This is a genomic window from Bosea beijingensis (assembly GCF_030758975.1).
GTDB lineage: Bacteria > Pseudomonadota > Alphaproteobacteria > Rhizobiales > Beijerinckiaceae > Allobosea > Allobosea beijingensis.
On sequence record NZ_CP132359.1, the window covers coordinates 3502378 to 3528348 of the forward strand.

The following is a 25971-nucleotide window of genomic DNA, read 5'->3' on the forward strand; positions in this document are numbered from 1 at the left end:
CTTTTCCCGGCACGCACCGAAGGGCACTCTCGGGAACCGCTCCTTCAAATGAATGAGGCGTTCGGGCGGCGCTTCGGCTGGAATGATGCGGACGGAGTGGGGCGGAAGCGGCCATGACGAGCGATCCTGCCATCAATCCCTATGATGCCGTGGCCTATCCCGGCCATTCCTTCTCGCAGACCCATCCCTCGCGGCTGGCGACCATCGCCCATTTCCACGGCATGGCGCCGGCGCTGCCGAGCGCGATGCGCGTGCTCGAACTGGGCTGCGGGCGCGGCGGCAATCTCATCCCGATGGCGGCGCAATATCCCGGCAGTCGTTTCCTCGGCATCGACCTCAGCGGCGACTCGATCCGCCAGGCGAGCGCCAACGCCGCCGAGCTCGGCCTCGCCAATCTTGCCTTCGAGCAGCGCGACATCCTCACGGTGGGGGAGGAGATCGGCACCTTCGACTACATCATCGTCCACGGCGTCTATTCCTGGGTGCCGGATGTCGTGCGCGAGCGGATCATCGAGCTGTTTGGGCAGTTGCTGGCGCCCCACGGCGTCGCCTATGTCAGCTACAACGCGCTTCCCGGCTGCCGCCTGCGCGATCTCGCCCGCGACGTCATGCTCTTCGCCGTCAAGGATATCGAAGACCCGCGTGAGCGGGTCCGGGTCGCCCGCGCGTCTCTGAAAGAGATCGCCGAGGGCAGCGATCCCGACAGCTTCCATGGTGCGGCGCTGCGGCAGCGCCTCAAGCAGGTCGACGAACTGCCCGACAACGTCCTCTATCACGACGATCTCAATCCAAGTGCGCGCGCCTTCGCGTTGCACGAGGTGCTCGCGGTCGCCAAGCAAAACGGCCTGCAGTTCCTGGCCGAGGCCTCGTTTCCGAATTTGTATGGCGCCGCCAAGGGGCCGGCCCAGCAGATGCTCGACAGGATGCCATTGGAACAGATGGCCCTGCGCGAGCAGACGCTCGACCTGCTGATCGGCCGGGCCTTCCGCGAGACGCTTTTGTGCCGGGCGGATATCCCGCTCAGCCGTGGCGTGCGGTCGGGCTCGCTCAGGCCCTATCATCTCGCGGCCAACGCGCGACTGGCGCCGGCCATGAGCGGCGAGAAGCCCGGAGTGCAGCGCTTCAGCTTCGACGAGGGCGTGCAGCTCGCCGTCGATTTGCCGCTCGGCAAGGCGGCGCTCGCCATTCTCAGCACGCTCTGGCCGGCGAGCATCCCCTGGGACGAGCTGGTCGAACGTTCGTGCCGGGACGCGGCGGGTGAGCTGGGGCCGGACCGGGCGCATGAGATCGCCCGGCTGGATGAAGCCCTGATCGCGATCTTCAAGGCCGGGTTGCTCGACATTCGCCTGGAGGCACCGCCGCTGACGACGGCGATCAGCGAGAAGCCCGCCGCCAGCGAGATCGCGCGCTGGCAGGCCTCGACTTCCGCCGAGGTCACCGATCTGCGTCACCGAACGGTGCAGCTCGACGGCGTTGTCGTGCGCAAATTCGTCAGCCTGCTCGATGGCTCGCGCGACCAGCGCATGCTGCTCGACGCGATGAACGCCTTCCTCGACCAGACCCGCGCCGCCGGCATCACCGTGCCCGGACTGCCGGAGCGGGCGACGGCGGAGGAGGTGGCGATGCACCTGCAAGATGTCGCGCGCCTCGGGCTGCTGCGGGCGTGACGATTGTGAAGCGCCCGTGCCCGGCGTAACCTTGCGGCAGGGGGCGATGGAGCGCGGGCCAGCGGAATGAGCGAGCGCTTCCGGCAATTCCAGGTGCTGTTTCCGGAGGAGGATTGCCTCGCAGCGCTGATGCGCCTGCGCCATGGCGGGACGCGCATGACGTGCTCCGCCTGCGGCCGGCCGGCGCAGTTCGAGCCGCGCCCCAAGCTGCGCGGCTTCGCCTGCCAACACTGCAACTACATGATCCATCCTGCGGCCGGGACGCCGCTCGAAAGCCGGCGCACCCCACTTCAGCTCTGGTTCTACGCGTTGAAGGCGGTGTCGGAGCAACCCGGCAAGGCCGCCGTCAGCGCGATCGCGCGCGACGCGAGCGTGCCGCAGATGATGGCTCAGCGTCTTGCCGATGATCTGACGGCGCTTGCGGGGAAGGGCGATGCCGGCTGGCTGGACAGGTTGCGGAGTCTGGTGACGGGCAAGCAGGAGGAAGCTGCGGCGCCGGCGGCTGCCGCACCGCTGCCTCCGGCGGCATCGCCTGCTCAGGCGCCGCAGGCGTCCGCTCCCGTGCGAAGGCCGCCGGTGGAGCCGCCACGCGCTGCTCCGGTCCAGCCTGCTGTTTCCACTCCTCCGCCGCGGGTTGCACCTCTGGCGTTTACTCCGGCGACCGGCCCGCAAGCGCTTTCCGCGAAGCCTGCGGATGCGGCCGGCTCGGTTGATGCGCGGCCGAAGAAGACCGCTTCCGGCCGCAAGGCGATCGCGGCAGTGGCGGTCGGCGTGGCCTGTCTGACGGCCGCCGTGCTCGGTCTCGCCTATGCCCGGCTTCAGCAGCAGGAGCGCCCGCAGCCGGAGCGGGGCATCGAGATTGCGGCCGTCGAGGCACCGGCGCTGAGGGACGCACCGGCCCGACCCTCGCTGATCCTGTCCTCGGTCGAGCAGGATCTGGAGGGCGCGCGGCAGGCGGCCCAGTTTGCCCTCGACAACGACCCCACACTGGCAGCGATCAAGCCGCAGGAAGACGCGCCGACCCAGCAGGTGCCGGTCAACCAGTTGCAGTTGCCGTCCAACATCCTGCTGGTGCCGCCGAAGATGCAGGGTGGGCCGCCGCCGGGACCGGTCTCAGCCAGTGGCGCGCCGCAGCCGCCGCCGCAAATCTCCAGCGGCGATCCCGACCAGATCCTGACCTTCGGGCCGATCAAGATCCGCCGCCATCTCGTCGACCTGATCGTACGGGCGAGCAAGGTCGTCGGGGCCGACCCGACCCTGCTGATGGCTGTGGCCGACAAGGAATCCTCGTTCTCGACGGCGGTGAAGGCGCAGACCTCCTCGGCGACCGGGCTGTACCAGTTCATCGAGCAGACCTGGCTCGGCGTGATCTACGAGTTCGGGACGAAGCATGGGCTCGCTGCCGATGTGAAGCTGATCGGCCGGTCCGGGCGACAATTCGTCGTGACCGATGCTTCGCAGCGCCAGCGCATCCTCGACATGCGGCGCGAGCCCTACATCTCGGCGCTGCTCGCGGCGGAGATGCTGAAGCGCGACACACTCCGGCTTGAACGAGCGCTGGGCCGCCATCTCACCGGCGGCGAGATCTACCTGATCCATTTCCTTGGGCCCGATGCGGCGCAGACCTTCATCGAGACGATGGAAGAGACGCCGGGCGTCAAGGCGGCGGAACTCCTGCCCAGGCCCGCGCAAGCCAACCGGCCGATCTTCTACGCGGGTTCCGGCGACGAAACCAAGGTGCTCACGGTCTCCGAGGTCCACAAGAAGTTCAACGACATGATCAAGGTCAGGCTCGACCGCTACAGCGCGGTCAGGCCGGGACAAGGGGCCGGCATCGCTCGGCCACAACCGAAGAAATGACGTTCTGACGCGGTGCGCGAACCCGCGCGCGGCATCCGCTCTTCGAGAGCAACGAAAGGAGAAAGCCCATGCCGGCCAACCGTTTCGAACAGGTCGACGAACCGCCGACCGATGCGATCACGCTCAGGCTGTCGGAGCGCGGCGGGGAGGCTTTCGGGCATGTGCTCTGCCCGGCCGATCTTGCCGGCGGGCAACTGGTCAATGATTTCGTCAGCGACGAACTCGCGGCGAAGGATGCCTTCCGGACCGCGATCCGCCTCGCCAACGAGATCCGGGCGCCGATCGTGGTCGAGGACAAGGCCGGGATCTGGCAGGACGAATGGGGCGTGCTGTATCGCGAGGATTGAGGGGCGCCAATGCCGTCGTGATCGGACACCACCTGAGCATCTCCTCCGCACGTTGTCATTCCGGCGCGCGCCGCAGGCGCGAACCCGGAACCCACGGCTTGGCCGGACCTTCTCTCCCGGTTTGGGTGACTCACCCGGTCGTGGGTTCCGGGTTCTTCGCTGCGCGAAGCCCGAAATGACAACGGTATGGCTCGAAGCGCTTACGCCCGAGGCATAAGTCTCACTCGATCCGGAAATACTTGATCCCCAGGCCGAGCTTACCGCTCTGGCGAGCGAGGTCGAGCTTGAGATTGGCGAAGAACTCGCTCGCAGGCGAAGGATTCGGTCCCGAAAGCGCTGGCAGGGCTTCCTTGGTGACCAGCGCGAGCACGATCTGCGGGCGCGCGGCGCCGCCGGTCGATTCGAGCTTGAGGTTGAAGGTCACCTTGCCGCCCTCCCGTTTCATGAAGCTCGCGAGGTTGTAGACGAGCCCGTCGTCGCCGATCAGCACGACGTCGAGATTCTGGCCGCCGCCGGCCTCGACCGAACCGTTGAGGATCTCGCCGCTCTTCATGTTGAAGGCGCCGATCTGGATCTTCGGGCTGCGGTCGATGCCGATGCCGGGCCGGCGCAGGAAATCGACCATCCGGCATTGCGCATCGGTCATCGGCCGCAGATGGATCTGCGCCTCGAAGCCCTGCGCCGCCTTGAAGGCGGAGTCGAAGGCGACGAAGGGCGCCGACGAACTGCCGAAGCCTTCCAGCGTCGCCTTGCGGTCGCCGATCTCCAGCGGCCAGAGGAAGAAGCAGGAGCCGCCGTCATAGTCGCGGACATAGCGCTCGATCCGCTCGACCGGCGTGCGCGGCTCGGGTTCCGGGACGATGGCCGTGCTCTGCGGCGGCGGGACGCTCTGGCTGACCGGAGGCGTCGGGATGACGACGGCGACCGGCGGCGGCTCGGGCGGCTTGACCTCGACGGCCGGGGGCGGCTTGACGGGTTCGGAAGCAGGCGGGCGTGCCGGCGCCTGCTGGGGCGGCTCGACATTGACGGCGACCTGCGAGCCGGGCGCGGGGCGCAGCGGCCGCGGCGTCTGGGGTGGAGGCGTTTGCGGTTGTGCGACCGGAGGTTGCGCCGCTTCAGGCTGAATCGGCGGAGCGGGAGCGGGCTTTTCGGCTGCCGGCGTCGCGGGCACGGATGGCTGCGCCGGGGCTTCCGAGAGGGCGGGCGGGACGCTCGCCGCAGGCGGCTGTGCCGCAGGTGCCTCGGCCAGCGCGGGCGGCGCGCTTGCCGAGGTCCCGGATGAGCCAGCCGACGGCGACTCCGAGAGCGGCGGTGGAGTATTGTTCGCCACCCGGGTCGTCTGGCCGCCGCCGAGCGTTGTCCAGGCATAGAAGCCGCCGCCTGCCAGCAGGGCAAGCACGGCGATGCCGGCGACGAGCGGCAGGGGCGAGCGGGTCGGCTTGTCCGCCGTCATATGGCCGGTCGGTGCCTTGGCGGCAGCCTTCTTGCCCGACGCTGGCGCTGTCCAGGTGGCGACCTCTGCCATATCGGCTGGGCGGTCCTTCGGATCGGGCGCCAGCATGCGCGCAAGCAGAGGCCGGACGCGCGCATCGACGCCGGAAAGATCGGGCAGGCGGCGGCGCTTGTCGATGATGTCGACCTGAGAGCCGCCCATGTCGATGGCGCGGCCGGTCAGGGCCTGGGCCAGCACCAGCGCGAAGGAATACATGTCCGAGCGGCCGGAGACCTCGCCGCCATAGAGGCCGAGCTGCTCGGGCGAGACGTAGTTGTATTTCCCCGCGAAGCCGGAGCCGATCACCGTGCCTTCGCCGAGGATACTGGAGCGGGCGATGCCGAAATCGATGATCTTGGCGCGGGAGGGGTCGCCGCCCGGCAGGATGATGTTGTCGGGCGAGATGTCGCGATGGATGATGCCGAGCCGGTGCGCGGCATGGAGGCCCGGTCCCACGCGCTGGCGCAGGATATCGGCCTCCCCGACGCTGAGCGGCCCCTGCTGGATGCGCTCGGACAGCGGCTGGCCATCGACGAATTCCATCGCGAGATAGGGCGTCTCGCTCACCGGATCGATGGCGAAGACGTAGTAGCGGACGATGGCCTCGTTATAGAGATTGTGCAGCGCCGCCGCCTCGCGCCGGAACAGGGCGAGCACGGCGTCGTCGCGGGCCATGTCGGGGCGGATCATCTTGATCGCCACGGCGTCGCCGGTCTGGATTGCGCGGCCCTTGTAGACCTCGCCCATGCCGCCGACGGCAATCAGGCTCTCGATCTCGTAGATGCCGTTGAGCTTCGTGCCGATGCGGGCATTGGCGCGGGGCGCGAAGACGGTGCGCTCGGAGTCGTCGCTCATGGCGTTGTGCTTCCTCGCATGGACCGGTTCGGCATCCAGCGTGTCCTTTCGCTCGTCCCCTGTCGATAGCGCACGATGACGACGGTGACGTTGTCGCGCGCGCCGCGCTCCAGCGTCAGCGCCAGCAGGGCGTCGCAAGCCTCCTGCGCGCCACCGGTTTCGACGGCCGCCAGGATTTCGGTGTCGGCGATGTGTTCGGTCAGCCCGTCAGAGCAGAGCAGGAAGGTGTCACCATCGGCGATCTCGCCGTTTTCGAGGTCGAGTTCGGGCGTCTCGTGGACGCCGATCGCGTGGGTGATGACGTGCCGGCGCGGCGAGCGCTTCGCCTCCTCGGCCGTGAGGAGGCCGCGATCGACCATGTCCTGGACCTCGGTATGGTCGCGCGAGACCTGCGCGATCCGGCCGCTGCGGATCAGGTAGATGCGGCTGTCGCCCGACCAGAGGCAGGCGAAATGGCGCTGGTGGATCAGCAGGCAGACCAATGTCGCGCCCATGGTCGCGCCGCGCTTGTCGATCTCGGCGCGCAGATCGTCATTGGCCTTGAGCACCCCGGCTTCGAGCATGGCGAGCAGATCGGGCGCGGAGCCTGCAGCACCTACCGCCTCCAGCGCGGCGACCACGGTCGCGCTGGCGAGCGCGCCGTTCTCGTGCCCGCCCATGCCGTCGGCGACGGCCCAGAGGCCGATCTCCGGCCGCAGGATGAAATTGTCCTCGTTGGCCGTGCGGACCTTGCCGGTATGGCTGATGCAGCCGGTCTCGAAATCCGGGCTCTTGCGCGGGGCGTCGTTCATGGCATCGCCCTCATGGTCCGGCGCGCTCGGGCGCGAGATGGCCGTCGAAACGACCGGTGAGCAGGCCGGCAAAGAGATAGGGATCGGGCAAGGCGTGGCCGGTCAGGGCCAGCGGCTCGAAATTCGGGCCACCGACCGTCCAGAGATAGCACGCATGGGCATAGGCGCGGGCATGGTCTTCGACGCGCAGGGCCGCCAGCCGTTCCGGGAAACCGGAGGCGATCGCCGCGCTGACGATGGTGCCGTCCGAGAGGCGGACCATGTCCTGTGGCGGCGCGGCGAGGTGATGGTCGTTCGGGACGGGCAGGGCGCCCAGGCGCTGCGCCACAGCCTCGTAGCTCGCCTGCGGCTCCAGCGCCTGCAGCAGGAAGTCCTCGATCGCCTCGAACCAATTGTCCTGCGGGTCGAGCTCCGGCGGCGGGATCGCGGCGCCCGGGCTTGCTGCTGCGAAGACGGTCAGCGGGAAATAGCGGCCGACGCCGTCGACGGAGGGCATGAAGGCGCCGGCCACCGTCTGCCCGCCATGGGCGCCGCCCAGCCAGAAGCGCCAGATCGGGGCGTTGAGATAGGCCTCCTGCCAGCGGTTGCCGAGTTCCAGCCGGCTCGCCGTCAGGCCGCCCTGCAGCCATTTCTCGTAAGCCCCGAGGAAGCCGGAGGGAGCGTTCAGCGCGATGAAGTCGCGCTTGGCGGGGAGCTTGCCGAAGAGGCCGCAGCTCAAGGCTCAGATCCCGGTGGGGCAGCGGATTTCCCGCAGCGCCGGCAGGATCAAGGGGTTCTTGAGCGAGCCGACGCCGAAGGAATAGCCGACCTGCCGGCCGCCGGCATTCAGGTTGAAGCCGACATTGTCGCCCTGCTTCAGCACCGAGCCGGCATCGAGCAGGCGGAAGAAGGACCAGGTGCCGTCCTTCTCGAAGAGCTTGGCCTCGCCGCCCTGTCCTCCGCCGCCTTGTTGGCCGGAGGAGAAGAAGCCGCCGCTGAACATGCCGCCGGAAGAGTTGCCGCCGCCACCGCCGAGCGTCAGCGTCACCGCCGTCTTGCCGACGCCGCCGCCCGGCCACATCACCGGGGTCGGCGTGTTGACGCCCTGCTGGCTCGTCACGGTGAAGCCGTTGATCTCCAGCTTGGCATTGGCGGCATCGGCGGAGAGTGCGGTCGGCGTCACCACCATCTGGAAGGAGGGCAGGTTGCCGCCGGTCGGGAAGAAGGCTTCCTTGATCTCGTTGGCGCGCTGGAATTCGCGCAGCGTCGTCGGCGAGAGCGCGCGCGCCACGCGGCTGTCGACGCGCCAGTTCCATTGCGGCTTGGAGGTGTCGACGAAGGGTTCCAGCCGCTCCTTGTAGAACTTGTCCATGATCTGGCCGGGCGCGAAGAGCCGGGCGAAATCGGCGAGCGGCACGTCGCGGGTGCTGGCCTTGGTGAAGGGGTAGCGGTTGTTCATCACCTCGGTGCAGACGCGCGTGACCTGCTCGGCCAAAGCCTGCCGCAACAGGGCGACGGTCGCGCCGGTGGCATCGCCCTCGAAATCGTTGACCGCCTGGATCACCATGCCGTCGAAAGGCGCGGGATAGCGCGAGGAATTGGCGCGCAAGGTCGCGATCAAGGGCACGAGCGCGGCATTCGCCGCAGCCGATTGCGCCGGATTGGTCGCGGCCGTCGCGAGGTTCTGGTTGATCTCCGAGAAGGTCTGGAGGAGCTGGTCGACGGGCCGGCGGCCGAGATCGCCGTCGACGAGGACGTGGAAGGGCTTGAACTGGCTCTCGATATCGGCGCCGAGCGCGGTATCGGCCCCGCCGCCTGCGAGGATGCGGTCGACGCCCGGAGCCGCGAGCGGGAGGTTGGTGCCGAGACGGCTCAGCGCATTGCTGGCGCGCCGGGCCAGCGTATCGGCGGCGGCTTGCGTTGCTGCCTGGGCGACCGCCTTTCTGGCGTCGGGGCGTTCCTTGGTGAGTTGGGTCTCGTCGCGGAGCGCCTCCAGCACCTGCTTGAAGGGCGAGGTGGCAGCGCTGATCGCGCTGAGCGCGACATAGCGCGGCTTGTCGGCATTGAGCGGGCGAAGCTTCAGGCGCTTCAGCATGCGCTGCCAGCTCGCGGCATAGTCGCGGCTGTAGAGCTTCATCAGGTCCGGAAAGAGCGTGGCGTATTGGGCCGTGATCGCCTGCTGGTCGAGGTTTTCGCCGAGCACCCAGCGTTCGCGCTCGATCTGGTCGCCGATATCGCCGAGCTTGGCGATGAAGGCGTTCTGGAAGCCGTCATAGGTGTAGAAATAAGGCACGCGGATCTGGTCGAGATCCTCGCCTGTCACGCCCTCGAAGACGAGGCGCACGTCGGAGCCGCCGCGCTGCGAGATGACCCAGTCCTTCTGGCTCTCGCTGCGGGATTGCGTGCGCAGGAGTTCATAGGCGCGCTCGGCGATGCTGAGGCGGCGCAAGGTGCGCTGGCTCTGCTCGATCAGCGACTGATTGAGCTTGACGATAGGCTCGCCCGTTCCGTCGTCGAGGTCGAGCATCGCGGCGAGGTGCTCTTCCAGCGCCTCGCGGCCCTTGGCATTGGCCGGGCCGGGAAAGAGGTTCTCGGCCCAGTCCAACCGCATCCAGGAGGTCACGAGCTCGCGGTCCAGCTTCGCCTGGCCACCGACCATCATGTAGACCTTCAGCGCCTCGTAGACGAAGCCGGGGTTGTTGGCGTTGGCCTCGAGCTGCTCTTCCAGCCGGAAGATGATGCGCGAACGCAGCATCCGCTCCAATGCCTGCTGGTAGGTAATCTCGGTCGCGTTCTGCAGACGGTCGCGCTGGCTGAGCCCGAAGGTGGCAAGCGTCGGCGTCGGCTCGGTCTTCGTCGCGTAGCCCGCCGGCATGTTGCGGAGCTTGTGCAGCAGCGGCAGCACGCGGCTGAAGTTTCGATCGGAGATCGTGGTCTCCTGTAAGACGGGTGCGGCGGCGCTGCGATAATCCGAGAGCCCGTAATTGGTCGCGGTGATCAGGTCGCTGTTGCGCGAGAAGCTCGTCCACCACAGGCCGAGCGCGGCGAGTGACAGGAGGCCTACCGTAGCGAAGCCGGCGATACGGAGCGCGGTCGTGCGGCGGGCGGCACCAAGATCGGTCGAGACCCAGCCGGATTCGCCGATCACCACCTTCTGGACCAGCTCGGTCAGGAAATAGCTCTTGCCCTTGCCGGAGAAGGAGGCCGCGCCGGCATGATCCGAGCCGAAATTGCGCGAGAGCGCGCCGATCAACTGGTCGATCGGGGTGCCTTCCTGAGTGCCCGAGGTGAAGTAGAAGCCGCGCAGCGTCGCATTGGCGTGGTAGCGCGTCGGCTCGAAGACGCGGGTCAGGAAATCGACGATGGAGCGCTTCAGCGTCGCCATCTGGCTGGGGAAGCCGAAGATCTGGGCGCGCGCCGTCGGGTTATGCTCGTCCTGCAAACGGTCGGGCAGGCGCTCGTTCAATCGCTCGATCAGCGCGTCATATTCCGGCGGCACGTCGCCGATCATGTTGCGAGTCTTGTCGGCGGTTTGAAAGGTATGGCCCCAGACCATGCGCCGCTGCGGCTCGGTCAACTGGCCGAAGAACTCGTTGAAGCCGGCGATCAGGTCGGCCTTGGTGAAGACGGCATAGACCGGGAAATCGACCTTCAGCCGCTCGTGCAGTTCGAGCAGGCGGGCGCGGATCGCGTCGGCATGGGCGGCGATCTCTTCGGGCGAGGAGGTCAGCAGGTCCTCGACGCTGATCGCGACGAGCACGCCGTTGATCGGCTGGCGCGGACGGTTGGTCTTGAGCAGGTCGAGGAAGGAAAACCAGCTCGACTTCTCGGCCTTGGTGTCGGTGTCCTGCGTGGTGTAGCGGCCGGCGGTGTCGATCAGCACCGCATCCTCGGCAAACCACCAGTCGCAATAGCGCGTGCCGCCTGAGCCGGCGACGGCGGCCGGCGTCGCGCCGCGCGCCAGCGGGAATTTCAGCCCGGAATTGACCAGAGCGGTGGTCTTGCCCGCGCCGGGCGGGCCGATGATGACATACCAGGGCAGGTCGTAGAGATAGTCGCCGCCCTTGCCGCGCGCGCTCTTCAACGTTGAGAGTGCATCCTTCATCGCGCTGGACAGCGCGGCGCCGTCGCCGGTCGTCTCCTCCTTCTCCAGCGCTTCGGTGAGTGCCGCGGTCGCCTTGCGGCGGCGGATGACGATGACGGCGATCCAGGTGAACGCGCCGAGCAGGAGCAGCACGGCGATGGGCAGGCGGATCCAGACCGATTCGAACGGCCGGACCTCGCCGAAGGCGACGAAGGGGCCGCCGAACCAGATCAGCGCGGCGAGCGCGAGCGCGCCGATCAGGATCGCGACGATGCGGAGCCAGGTGGCGAGATTCATGGCTTCGCCCTCCTAGTTCTGACGCTGGATCAGGATCTCGACGCGCCGGTTCTGGGCGCGTCCATCGGCGGTGTTGTTGGGCGCGATCGGGGCATCGGCGCCCTTGCCCTCGGTGGCGATCCGGTCCGGCTTGCTGAGCTTGGTCTGGAGCACGTCGCCGACGGCCTTAGCGCGCGCCTGCGACAAGGCGAGGTTGGACGGGAAGCGGGCGGTGCGGATCGGCACGTTGTCGCTGTGGCCGACAACCTTGATGGCGCCGCCCTCCTGTTCCAGCACCGCGGCGATGCGCTCGATCAGGGGCTGGAACTCGGCACGCACGGCTGCCTGGCCGGGCTCGAACAGGGTGATGCCGACGAGGCGGACGATGACGACGTTCGGCGTCACCAGACACACGATCGGCGGCTGCACGGCGGCGCAGACCTTGGGCGGCTGGGGCGGCGGCGGGAGCGGCGGCGGCGGGGCGGAAAAGACCTTGCGCATGATGCCGATCTCGCCCTTGGGATGAACCGAGAGCAGGGCTGTCGAGGCTGCCTCGGCATTGCCGGCGAGCAGCGCGCGGAAGACGAAATAGACGCCGAGCAGCGCGACCGCCGCGATCGCCGCCACCGACCAGACAGGCAGCTTGAAGCCGGCGACAGCCTGCGCGATCGCCTGTCCGCGCCAGCGCGGCGAAAGCTCGGGATCGGGCTGCTTCACCCGGCGCAGCGTCTCGAACAGATTGCGCTGGATCATCTGGAGATTGTTGGCGCCGCCGGCCGAGGTGCGGTGGATGCCCTGGAAGCCCAGCGCCAGACAGGCATGCATCAGTTCGAGCAGGTCGTAATTGACCGATGGATCGGCCTTGGCCTTGTCGAGCATCTCGAAGAAGCGGACACCGCCGATGCGCTCGCCGAAGAAGCGCGAGAGCATGCTGTACTGCGTCCAGACATGGCGGTCGTCGCCGGGGATGTTCTGGACGATATCGTCCGCCGTGGCGGCGATGACGTATTTCGCGGTCTGCGCGGTCTCGGCCGAGACGCCGGCAGCACGGACCTCATGCTCGAAGGCCTCGATCGTCTCGCCAACCTGGCCGAGGAGCTGCGCGAAGGGGGCGTTTGAGAGATTGGCGCGCATCCGCCCGAGCAGCAGCAGGAGCGGGCCGGCCGCGCGCAGCAGCGGATTGGCGTTCGGCGTCAGGAGCTGGTCGCGACGCGGCAGGGACTGGCCACCACCGGCCGGTGGTGGCGGAGCCTGCTGGCGCTGCGGGATCGGCGCTGGCTGAGACATCCATTCGTCGCCGGTGCCGGGCACGCCGGGCGAGGGCACTTGCGGCGGCTGATAGGGCTGGGGCGCCTGTGGCGCGGCCGGAGTCGGGGCAGCGGGAGCGGGTGGCAGGGGCGCGCGGCGCCCGCCGGGGTTCGGCCTGATGATCGTCCGCTCGGAGCGGCCGAACGGATCGGACGAACCGTCGTTGCTCATCGCCTGCCCTCCAGAACGGCCCAGAGCTCGAGTTCGAGATCGGGCCAGTCACCGGAAAAATGCATGCCGATCGAACTCGCCGTCGAGAATTCCGGCCAGAGCGGCGAGGTGCGGTCGAGATAGAAGTATACATGATCCGTGAGCGCGCGGATCTGCGGCGGCGGCGTCGGCAGGTGGACGAGATTGATGCCCGGCAGATGGGCATGGACGATCTCGTTCATCTTGGTGTTGGGGCCGATCTTGAAAAGCTGCGGGAACTGCGCCTGGATCTCGGTCAGCGGGCGGCGCGCCGCGACTTCCAGCACCAGCGTCGCGTTGCGCACGAGGCTGCGGTCGCGGATCGTCGACATGAAGGCGTTCTGCGCCCGCTCGACGATCTCCAGCCGGATCGCCCGGCGGCCGAGATTGGCCGAGAGGAAGTCCTGGATGTCGCGCACCACCGGGGCGAAGCAGTTCTCCAGGTCGTCATGGTCATAGGCCGGGTAGTCGCGGGCGCGGCGCTCGGCCGTGGTGAAGGTCGCAAGCTCGCCGGCGAGCGCCAGGAAGGCCGTGAACAGCCGCTCGGGATGGACGAAGCGCGAGCGGCGCATGTGCTTGAGCACGGGAATATTGCGGTTGAGGAGCTGTAGCACGAAATAATCAGCGCTCTGCAGGCCGCCGCCAGCCGTCGGATCGGCGGCGTAGCGGGCGAGCTCCTCCAGCTTGTTGTCGATCCAGCCGATGACGCGGTCGAGCCAGCCCTCGATCACCGGATAGGCCGAGCAGACCAGCACCGGCGGCGCGAATTTCTCGTCGAACAGGATGGCGCGATCGCGTACTTCGAGGATGCGGCCCAGAGCTAAGCCCACATAGCCGGCCTTCGAGGTCTTGCGCAGCTCAAGCGTCAGGCGCGGATGGGCGACGTCGATCTCTTCTTCCGTCCGCAGCGAGGCGGTGGAATCGATCAGCATCTCGTTCGCCGGGACATAGCGGCTGGCCGAGCCGTTCAGCGTGTCCTCGACCTCCCGCGTATTGGCGGCGGCAAGCGGCAGCGAGAGCCAGACGATCTGGCCCGCGGCGTTCTCCGGTACCTCGATCGCGGCGGGCAGGGGGCTGTTGTCGGGCAGTGCGAAAGGCGTGCCGTCCGGCATCACGCCGACGGCGCGGCGCAGGCCGATGCGGCTCTGCTGGGCGAGATCGCGATCGATCTCCAGCACCGAGAAGCCCCATGGATAGGGCGTGACGTTGCGGACGCGGCTTTCCAGCAGGTTTTCGAGATAGCGGTCGCTCTGCTGGAAATGATGCGGCCTGAGAAACAGTCCTTCCGACCAGACGACCTTGCTGTACCACGACATTCCGGTCTCGCTCACTCGAAGGCAGGCTGGGCGAGCTTATACGGGTCCTCCCCAAGCGTCACCAAACGAATGCTAGCGCTCTCCGCGCGCGCCGCCATCATTGACTTGAAGGATGCGGCGGGATGATTTTCGCGGCAGTCCTGAGAAGAACGAGTCCGTTCGAGCAGGGGAGGCCCGCATGCCCAAGGGACCGGCCGCACGCGTGACTGACCCCGTAATCCATCCGCTGCCGCCGATCCTGCAACCGGGACCGGGCAGCCCGAACGTGCTGATCGGCACCCTCATGGCCTGGCGCGGAGTGCCTGCCGCGGCCGCGGCCGCCATGCAGGCGGCGAAGCAGGTCTCCGATGCCGCGCTGCAAGTGGCTCAGGCCGCCACCGTCGCCGCGGCCGGCACGCCGGGAGCACCGGCCGCCATCGCCGCCGAGGAAACCGCCAAGAACGCGGCTGCCGCCAGCATGGGCTCGATGATCACAGGCGCGGCAGGCGGCGCCGATATCCATATCTGCCTGACGCCGCTCGGGCCGTTGCCGCTGCCGACACATGGGCCCGGTGTCGTCATCGACGGCTCGCAGACCGTGCTGATCAACAACTTGCCGGCCTGCCGGATGGGCGACACGATCCTGGAGGCGCTCGGTCCGCCCAACAAGATCGCGATGGGCCTGCCGACCGTGATCATCGGCGGCTGATCGCAAGTTGATTCAGGAAACCGACGGAAGCCGCTGACGCGGAATCGTTTTTCTCGCTGCGGGGTATGATGGCGAAGAGCAGGCGGACGGTCCCGGATCGGGCGGAGGCGAAGATCGAGCGCTTCCGCCACAAGATGGTGCAGCGCCTGTCCTCGGATCAGAGGCGGGCGAAGAACCATGGGCTCGCCCGCAACGGGCGTGTGGCGGAAACGCTGTGCTTCATGGCGCTGATCCGCGATCCGGCGCGGCGCAGGCGGCCGATCCTGCCGGTGCCGAACGTGAGCTGCACGGCGGCGGTGCGCCAGTTCTTCCGGGCCGACGATGGCGAGCAGGCGGCGCATCTCCTGCCCGGCCAGATCTCGATCGACGGCGCCTTTCCCTGGCTGTTCCTGGCCGGGCCGGCGGCGCGGCAGCTCGAAAACCTCTTCGGCTATGTCGAGCCGCTGCGGGCCGACTACAACAAGGCCGATTCCGCCGCTGAGGCGAACGGGCTGACCGATGCCTTCGCCGATGCCTGCCGGAGAGTGCTGACCAGCAAGGGCGAACCTGCTGCCGATATCGTCGCGGCCTATGAGCAGGTCTGGCAGCCGGGTGCGCTCGCCGCCTTTGCTGCAGCCGAGGCGCAGAAGCGCAGCAAGCCGACCCCGCCGCCGATCGAGCGCGGCGTCGGCATGGAATACGGCATGATCCTGAATTTCGAGGAGCGGATGGCCGCCTTCGAGGACGAATCGATATGGGCGACCTACGAACAGCTCAGCATCCTCGGCTATTACAAGGCTGCGATGGACGAGACGCCGCGACAGCTCGAGCCGCGTGCGATCCGAGAGATACTGACGCTGCCGCCGGCTTGACCGGGCGGGAAGGGCGGGCCAAGTCGGCCCTTCCATTTCTCCCGCGACAGGATGCAAGCCCATGACCATCGAACGTATCGGACTGGCCGCCCGCTATTGCGACGCCGCCATCTTCAACGGCATCGTCTTCCTCGCCGGCCATGTCGCGGAGAAGACCGAGGGCGCCTCGCTGACCGAGCAGACCGAGGAGGTGCTGGCGCTATTGGAGGATACGCTGGCGCAGGCCGGCAGCCGCAAGGAGCGCATCCTCAGCGTCCAGATCTTCCTCACCGACATCGGCAAGATCGGCGAGATGAACGCGGTCTGGGACAAGTGGGTGGCGAAGGGCCATTCGCCGGCGCGGGCGACCGTCGAGGCGAAGCTCGCTTCGCCCGGCTACGCCATCGAGATCACGGCGGTGGCCGCGAAGGGTTGACGGCCAGCACCTCATTCTCGGGCGGAACGAAGCGTAGACCCGAGAATCTCGTGCAGAATTGGGTGCCCTCTCGTCCTGAGATGCCCGGGTCAAGCCCGGGCATGACCGCGACGCGCCGTCACTTCCCGCCGCGGTCGTAGCATTCGGCGAAATAGATCATGAAGGCGTCGACGAGGCCGTTCTCGTAAGGGGCGGTCTTGGCGTCCCAGCGCGCGACATAGGCCTCCCACATCTTCGCCTTGCGCGAGCCGATCAGGCCACTGATGCCGCCATCCTGCGCCGTCGCCTCGTTGATCGCCTGCGGATCGAGATCCTCGACCAGCATCTTCAGCGCATGTTGCATGGCCGAATAGGTCTTGATCTGGTGCGCCTTGAGGTCGCGAAAACTTTCGTCGAAGGCGCGCCTGGCATCGAGATAGCCGCTGCGCGGCTGGCCGAAGATCAGTTGCAGGGCATCGTCGACCGTCGGCGAGAATTTCAGCGGGTTGTTGTCCTGCGCCTGGATCATCGTCTGGCTGGTGCTGCGGGCGATGCGCTTGGTCTCCGCGCGGGCGGCGAGCAGCCCTTTCAGCTCCTCGGCGATCAGCCGCATCAGCCCGCCAAGCTGCTCGGCGAAGGCACCGGGGTCCTGCGTCGCCAGCGCCTGCGGCGAGACGCCGGCGCCCTTGGCGAAGCGCTGCATGAACTCGCCCATCGAGATCGGCGCGGGTGCGGCGGCTTGAGGCGCGGGCTCAGCCGGAAAGGGCGGGGCCGGTGGCGGCGTGAAGGCCGGCGCCGGTGTGATGGGAGATTCCTCCGGAAGTTCAGGCGCGATTGGTTCGGCGGCGGGCTCGTCCCACGGGCTGGCGCTGGCCGGGCTGCTCGCCGACGGGCGGCGCGGGGTCGGAATCGGCGCGACCGGCTCCTCCGGCGGAAGTGGCTGTGGCTGCAACGGCGCCCAGGCGAATTCGTCAGTCCGTGCGGCAGGTGTCGACCAGTCTTGCGCAGGCGGCGGTGCCGGTGACGCGTTCGGCGCGGGGATATCGGCCGCCCAGTCGATGAAGCCGGCATGGACCGGCCTGGCATGGTTCGGCGGCATCAGGTCGCGGCGCGGAATCGGCGGCGCGGCCTCCTCGCTCGGTGCCCAGAGCGAGTCCGGCTGCGCGGCGTAGGGCGGCGGCGCGGCGGCTGCGCCGGAAGCTTGACCGGCTTCGTCGTCGATGGCGACGGCGATGATGTAATGGCCGATCTCGAGCCGGTCGCCGTTCTGGAGCCGGTAGGGCGATTGCACGCGATGCTCGCCACCATTGACGAAGGTGCCGTTGGTCGAGATGTCGCGCAGCCACCAGCCGCCGTCGCGGAAGCGGATCTCGCAATGCCGGCCGGAGACGGCGCGCGAGGGATCGGGCAAGGCCCAGTCGAGATGCTGGTCGCGGCCGATATCGAGGCCACGCCCGCCGCTGGCGGTCACGCTGAGCGGGCCGCCATCGGGCAGCGAGGTTTCGTTCTCGATCGTCAGTGTCAGCGCCATCGCGGACGTCCCGTTCCGGTTCGCAGGCGAGGATCAGCGCTTGCCAGCATCGTCTTCAGCCAAACGAATGCATGCTTCGACGCAGGCGCGCAATGCGCCGTCGCGCTCGCGGGCCGGCAGGCGGTTGATCGCATTGAGCACGGCGATGCGGGCCATCTTGGCGGTGAGGTCCGGCGGCGTCGGTATGGGATGGCTCTCCGACATGCTGCCGCCGGAATACCCGGCCGCCCAGGCGACGAAGGTGCCGGGCCTTGCGCTGTCGCCGACCTGAGCCAGCCGCAGCGCCGCGAAGCGGGTCTTGTCGCCGGGCTCGCGCACCCAGGCTTCTGCGGCATCGAGGCCGGGGTCCTGCGTGCCGGGCGGCTGCGTCGCGCGCACCGCCTGCAGCGCCCACCACACCGTCTCGCGCCGCGGCAGGAGAAAGGCACAGAAGCCGGCCGCTTCCATCGGCGCCGGGCCCCTGACGAGGCGGCCGAGAAAAGCCAGCGGCGGTTCGGTGGTCGGCGCCATCGTCACGGCCTGATGGGCCGCTGGATAGGTCTCGAACACTTCGCGGGCGGTGCTGAAGCGCAGGCGTGACATGGAGGCTCCGGCCGTTCGGTCGTGATCGGTCTATGTGGTCAGTTGATGTTCACCATCGACGCCTTGATGGTGAGGATGCCATCGCTCTTCACCTCCGTCAGCGCCTGGCTATGGATCGTGATCTTCGGCGATTTGATCTCGATGCTGCCGGGCGTCATCTTGATCGTGCTCTCGCCGACCTTGAGATTGATCTCCCGGAGTGCCTCGATATCGAGCTTGCCGTTCTGGACGTCGAGCTTGTCGTCGCCCTTCTTCAGCGTGGTCTCGCGCGAATAGCCCGCCCCGTCGTAGCGCTCGCCGATATCGCGGGTCTCGATGTTGTTGACGGTGATCTTGTGGTCCTTCTCGGTCCGGATCTCCAGGACCTCCTGGTCCTTGCGATCCTCGAACTTGATCTCGTTATAGGTGTCGGAAAAGCCGGCTCCATCCGTCGATTCCGATTTGAGGCCGGACTGGGTCTTGTTCGCCGGCAAGTCGTAGGGCGGCTTGTGCTGGTCGTTGACGACGGCGCCGACGACGAGCGGCAGGTCCGGATTGCCCTCGATGTACTCGACGATCACCTCCTGGCCGATGCGGGGAATGATCTGTCCGCCCCAGCCCTTGCCGGCCCACATCTGCGCGACGCGGGTGCGGCAGGAGGTCGAGCCGTCCTCGCGGTCCCAGTGAAAGCGCAGCCAGATGCGGCCGTACTCGTCGACGTCGATATCGCCTTCCTCGCCCTTGTTCTTCTCGCCGACGACCTTGGCGGTGTGCGGCCCGTAGACGGTGGGGCGGGGCGTCACGAGGGGCGCACGGAAGCGCTTGTCGCTTTTCTGGAGCTCGTAGGAGCCGTGATAGAGCGCCTCGTCCCGGCGCCCGGACGAGCGATAGCTCTGGATGCCGTAGGCATGGGTCGCGCGGACGACGATGTACTCGCTGTTCTCGGCGCCGGTCGGATGGTCGATCAGCTTCATCAGCGCGCCGGGATAGAGGCTCGCGGCATCGCCGCCGGCATAGCGGCGGTCGTCCTGCGCCTGCTCGGCCTGCGCCATGACGCGGGCGAAATGCTCCCCCTGGTCGCGCTTGGTGTAGGCGGCGGGGTAGTCGTAGGCCTCGTAGGATTTCGCTTTCGGGAAGCCTTCCTCGGCCCGGGCGGTGAGATCGGATTCCGATTTCTCGAAATCATAATCCTTGAGCTCGAACTTGCCGGTGCGCAGGCGGCGGATCGTCGACCAGTGGGTCAGGTGCTCGACGGCGCTGCGCGGAAAGCGGTTGCCCTGGGGCACGAAGGCATAGCCCGAGGCGTCGCCCTGGAAGCTCGGCTCGGCCGCGGCCTGGACCTGATCATGGGCGGAGCGGGAATCGCAGAGCACGAGCTTGTGGTCGCCGTCGCTGTGCTTGAAATAGTAGTAGATGCCGTATTGCTCCATCAGCCGCAGCACGAAATCGAGATCTGTCTCGCGGTACTGGACGCAGTAGTCGATCGGCTGAAGCGTCTCGCTGGTGCGGTCGTCGAAACTCGCAGAGCCCTCCTTCTTGAAGATCTCCTTGATGATGTCCAAGGCGGTCTTGTTCTTGAAGATCCGGCAGTCGGCGCGCTGCGAGAGCAGCCAGAGCCAGGGCTTGAGCGTGAAGCGATAGATATAGAGATCGTCCTGCTTGCCGAGCCATTGCGCGTCGACCAGCGTGCCGTTCAAGACGCGCTCGCTCTTGTTCTTGAGCGTGAACTTGATCGCGCATTTCTCGCTCATGATGCTTTGCAGATCGGCATTCTCAGTCTTGCTGGCTGCCTCGATATTATAAGTAAATAATTCACTCAAAGCTTCGCTGGCTTCGAACTTTATAATAGTAAATTCGTCTTTCCCCTTTGGTGTAGAGAAAGACGCAGTGCTATTGTCTTGCCTAAGAGCGGATGGCATCAACTGAACCTTTCGATTCGTGCTGCTATTTTTATCTTGACGTAGGTGATTTCTGGAGTCATCCTTTCATCCCTAAGTCATCAATTGCCAGACGGCGAAACCCAGTGGGAGTGTTACCATGCGCAAGCAGCCCGGCCTCACTGCCTTTGTCGCCCTGACCGGCGCTTTGGTTCTCACCATGGCGAACGGGGCAGGGGCGCAGACCTACAAGGCGGACGACATCGTCAAGCATTTCGGGCCGGCGGTTGCGCCCAAGCCCGCCATCACGCGCGGGTTGTGCGTCGGCACGGAAGCCGAATGCGCCAAGGCCGGGCAGGTGGTCGAGCCGGCCAAGCCGGTCAGCGCCTTCGACCTCGTCGTGAAGTTCAAGTACAATTCCGACGAGCTGGAGCCCGAGGCCAGGCTCAATCTCGACGAGTTCGCCAAGGCCCTGAAGACGCCGCAGCTCGCCAAGCAGACCTTCATGGTCGAGGGGCATACGGACGCCGCCGGCAGCGCCGCCTACAATCTCAACCTGTCGCAGCGTCGTGCCCAGGCCGTGGTGCGCTACCTCGGCGGGCATGGCGTCAAGGCTTCCAATCTGGTGGCCAAGGGCTATGGGCAGAGCAAGCCGATCGCGGCCGATCCCTTGTCCGGCGACAACCGCCGGGTCGAGACCCGCCTGCGCACCGAGTGACGCGTAGCAAGAAACGGCCGAGGCGACCCCGGCCGTGGCCGGGCCGCCGCTTCTGTCTGAGCATTTTCGAGCGAAGTGGATGCCGGTTCGCGTGAAGAAAATGCGATGATGCAGAGATTTGGAGCATTCCAGCGCTGCGAAGAAGCGTGGAAATGCTCTAGCGGGGATAGCGATGGCGGACCTGAATTTCGCCGAACTGACGAAGCCGGTCTCGGCTGACGAGCCCTGCGGGCCGGATCTCGAAGACGATCTCGATTTCATGAATGCGACGGCGCGGCTCGAGGTCGCGCTGCCGGCCTCGTATTTCCGCCGCGACGACGACGGGCGGCAGATCGCCTTCGACCGGACGAGCATCGAATTTCCCGCCGCCTTCGCCGAACTCGGCAAGCTGCTGGAGCGCTCGCGCGATCTCCGGCTCTTCGTGCTCGCGGCGAAGCTGACGATCCTCAATCGCGACGTCCCCGGATTCACTGCCAGCCTCTCAGCCATGGCCGATCTCCTCGGTGCCCATTGGGAGGAGATGCATCCCCGCGCGATGGATGGCGATTTCGTGATGCGCGAAGTCGCCCTGCAGGGGCTCGATGAACTGGCGACGGTCGTGCTGCCGCTGCAGCATGCGCCGCTCTTCGTGAGCCGCCGCATCGGGCCGTTCATGTTCCGCAGCCAGCTTGTTGCGAGCGGTGAGACCAAGCTGGTCGAGGGCGAGCAGCATCCCGATGCGAGCGCGATCCAGGCGGCCCTGGGCGATGTCGAGGCCGACGACCTGGTCGCGGTGCTCGGCCGGGTGAACGCGGCGCGCGATGCGCTCGCACGCCTGCGGACGATCTGGCTGGAGAAGGTGGGTGTCGATCATCCCCTCGGCTTTCCGCGCCTGGCGACATTGCTGGACCAGATCGCCACCTTCCTCGATGCCGCGGTCGCGCGGCGTGTCCCCGGCCATCAGGCGTCGGGGCCCGAGCCGGCTGCGACCGGCCCGCAGGGCCCGGCAGCGAACACCGCAACCTTCAGTCCCGGCAGCCTTTCGAGCATCCTCCATGTGAAGGATACGCTGGCTGCCTGCCTCGGCTACTTTCGCAAAACCGAGCCTTCGAGCCCGGCCGTCCTGCTGATCGGGCAGGCGCAGCAGTTGATCGGAAAGTCGTTGATCGAGGTCATCCAGATCATGTTCCCCGACCAGGTCGACAGGGCGGTCTTCGAGATCGGCGACCAGCGCCGGTTCCGTTTGCCGCTCGAGCGGCTGCCGGCGCCTGACGGCTACGAGGCGGAGAGCGAATACGAAGCCGAGAGCGACGCGGATGACAGCTACGGCGACAGCACGGACGAGGCCGGGGACGGCTACGACGGCGATGCCGAGGCGAGCGAGGACGCTTCCGACGGAAGCGATGGCGAGGAGGTTGTGGCGAAGGCCGCTGAAGAGGCCGTTTCCGCGCCGAGCCCCGTGTCCTCGACGATCGTGATCGGCAGCCGCACGGATGCGGTCAACGCGATGAGGGCGGTCGCCGCCTTCTATCGCCAGGCCGAGCCGTCGCACCCGACGCCGCTCCTGATGGACAAGGCCTGTGCGCTGGCGCAGCATGATTTCATGTCGCTTCTCGGCAACATCCTGCCAGATGTCGTGCCGGAGCCGGGGAGCGACAGCTAGGGAAGTTTTTCGTCATCGCCTTGAACCTCCCGTCACACTCACGCGACTATATCGATGACGGGTGAAAACGGATAGGATGTCACGTTACGTCGGCGTGGCACGAATGCAGAGGGGCACGTCACATGGCCGGAGATTCTGGACAGAAGTTCATCCGCCGCAACAGGCCGCCTCGGGTCCACATCACCTATGAGGACCCGTACAACGCGGAGCAGAAGGTCGAGTTGCCCTTCGTCATGGGCGTCATGGCCGATCTTTCGGGCAATGCCTCGGCGATCGAGAAGTCCGAGATATCGCAGCGCAAGTTCCTCGACTTCGACATGGACAATTTCGATCAGCGCATGGCCGCGATCGAGCCGGCCGTGTCCTTCAACGTGCCCAACAAGCTGGGCGAGGACAGCAACGAGAAGCTCTCGGTGGCGTTGAAGTTCTCGAAATTCGAGGATTTCAATCCGGCCGCCATCGCCCGCCAGATTCCGGCGACGGCGAAGCTCCTGGAGGCGCGCGAACAGCTCGCCAACCTCCTGCGCTACATGGACGGCAAGATGGCCGCCAGCGATCAGATCAAGGCGCTGCTGGCCGACCCCCAGCTTATGGCGGCGCTGAAGGACAAGCTCGGCAAGGCCGAGCCTTCCGAAGACAAGACGGCGAACTGAGGGCAGGGCGCAGGCCCGGCTCCCGGAGCAGCAGGCGAAGGAGCGCAGGCCGCTCTTTCGCAGGAGCGAAGCTCCGGACGATCCGAAAGCGATCCCGTCCACCTGGGACGGGGCAGGGCCTGCAGGCGGTTAAGCGAGCGAGGCGGCAATGGCAGCGGAAGCACAAACCCAACAGCCCGGCGGGGCAGCAGTCGAGACGCGCGAAGTCGACGATTTCTCGTCGATCCTGAAGCAGAGTTTCAAGCCGAAGACGGAACGCGCGGCGACAGAGGTCGAGAACGCGGTCGCGACCCTGGTCAATCAGGCGCTGGCGGACCAGACCCTGATCAAGGGCGACGTCATCGACACGATCGAGGAGATGATCGCCCGGCTCGACGCCAAGCTGACCGAGCAGATGAACGAGGTGCTGCACGCACCCGAATACCAGAAGATCGAAAGCGCCTGGCGCGGTCTCAACTATCTCGTCTTCAACTCGGAGACGGATGCGCAGTTGAAGATCAAGGTGATGAATGTCTCCAAGGGCGAGCTTTACCGCAATCTCAAGACCTATCCCGGCGCGCGCTGGGACCAGAGCCCGCTGTTCAAGCAGGTCTACGAGCAGGAATTCGGCCAGCTCGGCGGCCAGCCCTTCGGCTGCCTGGTCGGCGACTATCATTTCAGCCATGTCCCGACCGACGTGCAGCTCCTGCGCGACCTGTCGAAGGTGGCGGCGGCGGCGCATGCGCCCTTCTTCGCCGGGGCCGATCCGACGCTGATGGGCATGGATACCTGGACGGAGCTGTCGAACCCGCGCGATCTCGGCAAGGTCTTCGACACGCCGGATTACGCGGCCTGGAAGGGCCTGCGCGACGCCGCCGACTCCCGCTATGTCGGCCTGTGCCTGCCGCGCGTCCTGGCCCGGGTGCCCTATGGCGCCAAGTCCGAGCCGGTCGAGGAATTCGCCTTCGAGGAGGATACCGACGGGCACAAGGGCGAGAAATACGCCTGGATGAACGCGGCCTATGCGATGGCGGTCAACATCAACCGCGCCTTCAAGGAATATGGCTGGTGCACACGTATCCGCGGCGTCCAGTCGGGCGGCGAGGTGCTGAACCTGCCGACCCACACCTTCCCGACGGATGATGGCGGCGTCGATCTGAAATGCCCGACCGAGATCGCGATCAGCGACCGGCGCGAGGCGGAGCTGGCGAAATCCGGCCTGATCCCGCTGATCCATCGCAAGAACACCGACAAGGCTGCCTTCATCGGCGCCCAGTCGCTCTACAAGCCCAAGGCCTTCTCGGGGCCGGACGGCGTGGCAGCCACCGCATCGGACAACCTGTCGTCGCGGCTGCCCTACATGTTCGCGGTCTCGCGCTTCGCGCATTACCTGAAGTGCATGGTTCGCGACAAGATCGGCTCCTACAAGGAAAAGGAGCCGCTGCGCCGCTGGCTGCAGGAGTGGATCACCGACTATGTCGACGGCGATCCACTCAATTCCAGCGAAGAGACGAAGGCGCGGCGCCCGCTCTCCGATGCGCGCATCGATGTCTTCGAGGACGAGGAGAACCCTGGCTACTACTCGGCCAAGTTCTATCTGCGGCCGCACTTCCAGCTCGAAGGCATGGATATCGGCCTGAGCCTGGTCTCGCGACTACCAGCTCCCAAGCAGTAACCGTCACCTGACCCGCAGGTGACGGCGACAACGAGGATCTTCGACGCGCCGGCCGTGTGAGGGCGGCGCGAAAGAAGAAGTGCGTCCACAGCGGGCCCGCATCCGCGCGCCCCAGCAATCCCTACCCTGGAGGTAAAAATGGCTAGCGACTTCCTGCTCGAGATCGACGGTATCAAGGGCGAAAGCAAGGATTCCAAGCACAAGGATACGATCGAGGTCGATTCCTTTTCCTGGGGCGTCAACAATGCGGGCTCGCATGCGTCCAACGCCGGCGGCGGCGCGGGCAAGGCGAGCTTCCAGGACATCCACTTCACGTCCTCGGTCGGCAAGGCCTCGACCAATCTGGCGCTGTTCTGCGCCACCGGCAAGCACATCAAGAAGGCCGTGCTCTTCGTCCGCAAGCAGGGCGACAAGCAGCAGGACTACTACACGCTGACGCTGGAGGACCTGCTGGTGTCGAGCTACCAGTCCGGCGATGCCGCCGGCGGGTCGAGCATCCCGACCGACCAGTTCTCGCTGAACTACGCCAAGATCAAATACGAGTACAAGCCGCAGAAGGCCGATGGCTCGCTCGATGCGGCGCTGACCATGTCGTATGACATCAAGACCAAGGAAGCCAAGTAAGACGAAGCGTATCGGCTCCGGCACCGCGCCGGAGCCGATACCTTGCCGGCAGCGTGGCAGACCATGGTCGATCCCGTCTCGAAGAAGCGGCTCAGGCCGCCCTTGATGTTCGCATTCCGGGAGGCGCATCTGGAGAAGGATGCGAAGACCGCGCTCGACCTGAGGGACGAGGGCGGTGAACGCGTGATCGCGCCCCGCCGTGCCGCGCCCCGCGCAGCCATCACCGAACAGAAGTTGCGCCGCGAGATCGCGCTCGACCTCGATGCTCTCGTCAACACCATCAATCTCGGCTCCTGCCTCGATCTCTCGGGGCTCGAGCATGTGCGCCGCTCGGTGCTCAATCACGGCTTTCCGGATCTCACGCGGCTCTCGATCGACGAGCATCGCGTCGACGCCATCCGCGAGGATCTCGCCGATGTGCTGGTCGGCTATGAGCCGCGCCTGATCCGCAAGTCGGTCGCGGTCGAGCGCGACGACAGCCTCGATCCGGCCGAGCTGAAGGTCCGTTTTCTCGTGCGCGCCGATCTGAATTGCGAACCGCTGAATATTCCGGTCCAATTCGTCGCCGATCTCGAACTCGATACCGGCAAGATCGCGATCAAGGGGCGCTGACG

Annotated in this window: 21 protein-coding genes; 12 read left to right on the forward strand and 9 right to left on the reverse strand. The window is 66.7% G+C overall.

Translation table 11 applies throughout. From position 1 onward, the window contains the following. Positions 1-113 precede the first annotated feature (113 nt). The 3 genes from Q9235_RS16770 to Q9235_RS16780 all read left to right on the forward strand — a co-directional run bounded on the left by Q9235_RS16770 (position 114) and on the right by Q9235_RS16780 (position 3874). Entirely contained in the window at positions 114-1667 is a 1554-nt protein-coding gene (locus tag Q9235_RS16770; protein WP_306222950.1) for a methyltransferase domain-containing protein, read from the forward strand. A 66-nt stretch (positions 1668-1733) separates the two neighbouring features. Next, positions 1734-3527: a transglycosylase SLT domain-containing protein gene (locus tag Q9235_RS16775; protein WP_306222951.1), complete on the forward strand. Its 1794-nt coding sequence runs from the start codon at positions 1734-1736 to the stop codon at positions 3525-3527. Between the two features lie 68 nt (positions 3528-3595). Then, entirely contained in the window at positions 3596-3874 is a 279-nt protein-coding gene (locus Q9235_RS16780) for a hypothetical protein (RefSeq protein ID WP_306222952.1), read from the forward strand. Between the two features lie 220 nt (positions 3875-4094). Here Q9235_RS16780 and Q9235_RS16785 read toward each other — a convergent pair whose 3' ends face one another. Genes Q9235_RS16785 through tssK form a run of 6 tightly spaced genes read right to left on the reverse strand, consistent with a single transcriptional unit; the run spans position 4095 to position 14164 of the window. Beyond that, positions 4095-6221: a serine/threonine-protein kinase gene (locus Q9235_RS16785; protein WP_306222953.1), complete on the reverse strand. Its 2127-nt coding sequence runs from the start codon at positions 6219-6221 to the stop codon at positions 4095-4097. Next, complete coding sequence (locus Q9235_RS16790) at positions 6218-7012, reverse strand: PP2C family protein-serine/threonine phosphatase (RefSeq protein WP_306222954.1); 795 nt, start codon at positions 7010-7012, stop codon at positions 6218-6220. Before Q9235_RS16790 ends, Q9235_RS16785 begins: the two co-directional genes overlap by 4 nt. A 10-nt stretch (positions 7013-7022) precedes the next feature. Further along, complete coding sequence (gene tagF / locus Q9235_RS16795) at positions 7023-7730, reverse strand: type VI secretion system-associated protein TagF (protein ID WP_306222955.1); 708 nt, start codon at positions 7728-7730, stop codon at positions 7023-7025. A gap of 3 nt (positions 7731-7733) precedes the next feature. After that, entirely contained in the window at positions 7734-11372 is a 3639-nt protein-coding gene (gene tssM / locus Q9235_RS16800; RefSeq protein ID WP_306222956.1) for a type VI secretion system membrane subunit TssM, read from the reverse strand. Positions 11373-11384: 12 nt separating this feature from the next. Beyond that, entirely contained in the window at positions 11385-12830 is a 1446-nt protein-coding gene (gene tssL / locus Q9235_RS16805) for a type VI secretion system protein TssL, long form (RefSeq protein ID WP_306222957.1), read from the reverse strand. Next, on the reverse strand, positions 12827-14164 hold the full coding sequence (gene tssK / locus Q9235_RS16810) for a type VI secretion system baseplate subunit TssK (protein ID WP_306222958.1): 1338 nt from the start codon (positions 14162-14164) through the stop codon (positions 12827-12829). Before tssK ends, tssL begins: the two co-directional genes overlap by 4 nt. A gap of 178 nt (positions 14165-14342) precedes the next feature. On the opposite strand from tssK, the gene Q9235_RS16815 reads away from it, so the two are divergent. The 3 genes from Q9235_RS16815 to Q9235_RS16825 all read left to right on the forward strand — a co-directional run bounded on the left by Q9235_RS16815 (position 14343) and on the right by Q9235_RS16825 (position 16118). Beyond that, a complete protein-coding gene (locus tag Q9235_RS16815; RefSeq protein WP_306222959.1) occupies positions 14343-14852 on the forward strand; it encodes a PAAR domain-containing protein in 510 nt (169 codons plus the stop codon). A gap of 68 nt (positions 14853-14920) precedes the next feature. Next, complete coding sequence (locus Q9235_RS16820; RefSeq protein WP_306222960.1) at positions 14921-15703, forward strand: hypothetical protein; 783 nt, start codon at positions 14921-14923, stop codon at positions 15701-15703. Positions 15704-15764: 61 nt separating this feature from the next. After that, positions 15765-16118 (forward strand): RidA family protein, encoded by a 354-nt coding sequence (locus Q9235_RS16825; RefSeq protein WP_306222961.1) that lies wholly within the window; start codon positions 15765-15767, stop codon positions 16116-16118. Positions 16119-16236: 118 nt separating this feature from the next. On the opposite strand, the gene tagH is transcribed toward Q9235_RS16825, so the two are convergent. From tagH to Q9235_RS16840, 3 genes are read right to left on the reverse strand one after another with little or no spacing between them, the layout of a single operon-like run. Beyond that, a complete protein-coding gene (gene tagH, locus Q9235_RS16830; protein WP_306222962.1) occupies positions 16237-17628 on the reverse strand; it encodes a type VI secretion system-associated FHA domain protein TagH in 1392 nt (463 codons plus the stop codon). Between the two features lie 33 nt (positions 17629-17661). After that, positions 17662-18210 carry a DUF6931 family protein gene (locus tag Q9235_RS16835; protein WP_306222963.1) on the reverse strand — a complete coding sequence of 183 codons (549 nt, stop codon included), beginning with the start codon at positions 18208-18210 and terminating at the stop codon, positions 17662-17664. 38 nt (positions 18211-18248) lie between these two features. Continuing rightward, a complete protein-coding gene (locus Q9235_RS16840) occupies positions 18249-20108 on the reverse strand; it encodes a type VI secretion system Vgr family protein (protein WP_306222964.1) in 1860 nt (619 codons plus the stop codon). Positions 20109-20226: 118 nt separating this feature from the next. Between Q9235_RS16840 and Q9235_RS16845 the strand changes: the two genes are divergently transcribed. The 6 genes from Q9235_RS16845 (at position 20227) to Q9235_RS16870 (ending at position 25969) form a co-directional block, all read left to right on the forward strand. After that, on the forward strand, positions 20227-20784 hold the full coding sequence (locus tag Q9235_RS16845) for an OmpA family protein (RefSeq protein WP_306222965.1): 558 nt from the start codon (positions 20227-20229) through the stop codon (positions 20782-20784). Between the two features lie 172 nt (positions 20785-20956). Continuing rightward, positions 20957-22426 carry a type VI secretion system protein TssA gene (locus tag Q9235_RS16850; protein ID WP_306222966.1) on the forward strand — a complete coding sequence of 490 codons (1470 nt, stop codon included), beginning with the start codon at positions 20957-20959 and terminating at the stop codon, positions 22424-22426. Positions 22427-22548: 122 nt separating this feature from the next. Then, a complete protein-coding gene (tssB, locus tag Q9235_RS16855) occupies positions 22549-23079 on the forward strand; it encodes a type VI secretion system contractile sheath small subunit (RefSeq protein ID WP_306222967.1) in 531 nt (176 codons plus the stop codon). 148 nt (positions 23080-23227) lie between these two features. After that, positions 23228-24733 (forward strand): type VI secretion system contractile sheath large subunit, encoded by a 1506-nt coding sequence (tssC, locus tag Q9235_RS16860; RefSeq protein WP_306222968.1) that lies wholly within the window; start codon positions 23228-23230, stop codon positions 24731-24733. A 138-nt stretch (positions 24734-24871) separates the two neighbouring features. After that, complete coding sequence (locus Q9235_RS16865; protein WP_306222969.1) at positions 24872-25357, forward strand: Hcp family type VI secretion system effector; 486 nt, start codon at positions 24872-24874, stop codon at positions 25355-25357. 42 nt (positions 25358-25399) lie between these two features. Beyond that, a complete protein-coding gene (locus Q9235_RS16870) occupies positions 25400-25969 on the forward strand; it encodes a type VI secretion system baseplate subunit TssE (protein WP_306222970.1) in 570 nt (189 codons plus the stop codon). Positions 25970-25971 lie beyond the last annotated feature (2 nt).

What these genes read in the sequence shown, in the direction of transcription:
- Q9235_RS16770 (WP_306222950.1), top strand. Translation starts at nt 114, where the DNA reads ATGACGAGCGATCCTGCCATCAATCCCTATGATGCCGTGGCCTATCCC.
- Q9235_RS16775 (WP_306222951.1), top strand. Translation starts at nt 1,734, where the DNA reads ATGAGCGAGCGCTTCCGGCAATTCCAGGTGCTGTTTCCGGAGGAGGAT.
- Q9235_RS16780 (WP_306222952.1), top strand. Translation starts at nt 3,596, where the DNA reads ATGCCGGCCAACCGTTTCGAACAGGTCGACGAACCGCCGACCGATGCG.
- Q9235_RS16785 (WP_306222953.1), bottom strand. Translation starts at nt 6,221, where the DNA reads ATGAGCGACGACTCCGAGCGCACCGTCTTCGCGCCCCGCGCCAATGCC.
- Q9235_RS16790 (WP_306222954.1), bottom strand. Translation starts at nt 7,012, where the DNA reads ATGAACGACGCCCCGCGCAAGAGCCCGGATTTCGAGACCGGCTGCATC.
- tssM (WP_306222956.1), bottom strand. Translation starts at nt 11,372, where the DNA reads ATGAATCTCGCCACCTGGCTCCGCATCGTCGCGATCCTGATCGGCGCG.
- tssL (WP_306222957.1), bottom strand. Translation starts at nt 12,830, where the DNA reads ATGAGCAACGACGGTTCGTCCGATCCGTTCGGCCGCTCCGAGCGGACG.
- tssK (WP_306222958.1), bottom strand. Translation starts at nt 14,164, where the DNA reads ATGTCGTGGTACAGCAAGGTCGTCTGGTCGGAAGGACTGTTTCTCAGG.
- Q9235_RS16815 (WP_306222959.1), top strand. Translation starts at nt 14,343, where the DNA reads ATGCCCAAGGGACCGGCCGCACGCGTGACTGACCCCGTAATCCATCCG.
- Q9235_RS16820 (WP_306222960.1), top strand. Translation starts at nt 14,921, where the DNA reads ATGGCGAAGAGCAGGCGGACGGTCCCGGATCGGGCGGAGGCGAAGATC.
- Q9235_RS16825 (WP_306222961.1), top strand. Translation starts at nt 15,765, where the DNA reads ATGACCATCGAACGTATCGGACTGGCCGCCCGCTATTGCGACGCCGCC.
- tagH (WP_306222962.1), bottom strand. Translation starts at nt 17,628, where the DNA reads ATGGCGCTGACACTGACGATCGAGAACGAAACCTCGCTGCCCGATGGC.
- Q9235_RS16835 (WP_306222963.1), bottom strand. Translation starts at nt 18,210, where the DNA reads ATGTCACGCCTGCGCTTCAGCACCGCCCGCGAAGTGTTCGAGACCTAT.
- Q9235_RS16840 (WP_306222964.1), bottom strand. Translation starts at nt 20,108, where the DNA reads ATGCCATCCGCTCTTAGGCAAGACAATAGCACTGCGTCTTTCTCTACA.
- Q9235_RS16845 (WP_306222965.1), top strand. Translation starts at nt 20,227, where the DNA reads ATGCGCAAGCAGCCCGGCCTCACTGCCTTTGTCGCCCTGACCGGCGCT.
- Q9235_RS16850 (WP_306222966.1), top strand. Translation starts at nt 20,957, where the DNA reads ATGGCGGACCTGAATTTCGCCGAACTGACGAAGCCGGTCTCGGCTGAC.
- tssB (WP_306222967.1), top strand. Translation starts at nt 22,549, where the DNA reads ATGGCCGGAGATTCTGGACAGAAGTTCATCCGCCGCAACAGGCCGCCT.
- tssC (WP_306222968.1), top strand. Translation starts at nt 23,228, where the DNA reads ATGGCAGCGGAAGCACAAACCCAACAGCCCGGCGGGGCAGCAGTCGAG.
- Q9235_RS16865 (WP_306222969.1), top strand. Translation starts at nt 24,872, where the DNA reads ATGGCTAGCGACTTCCTGCTCGAGATCGACGGTATCAAGGGCGAAAGC.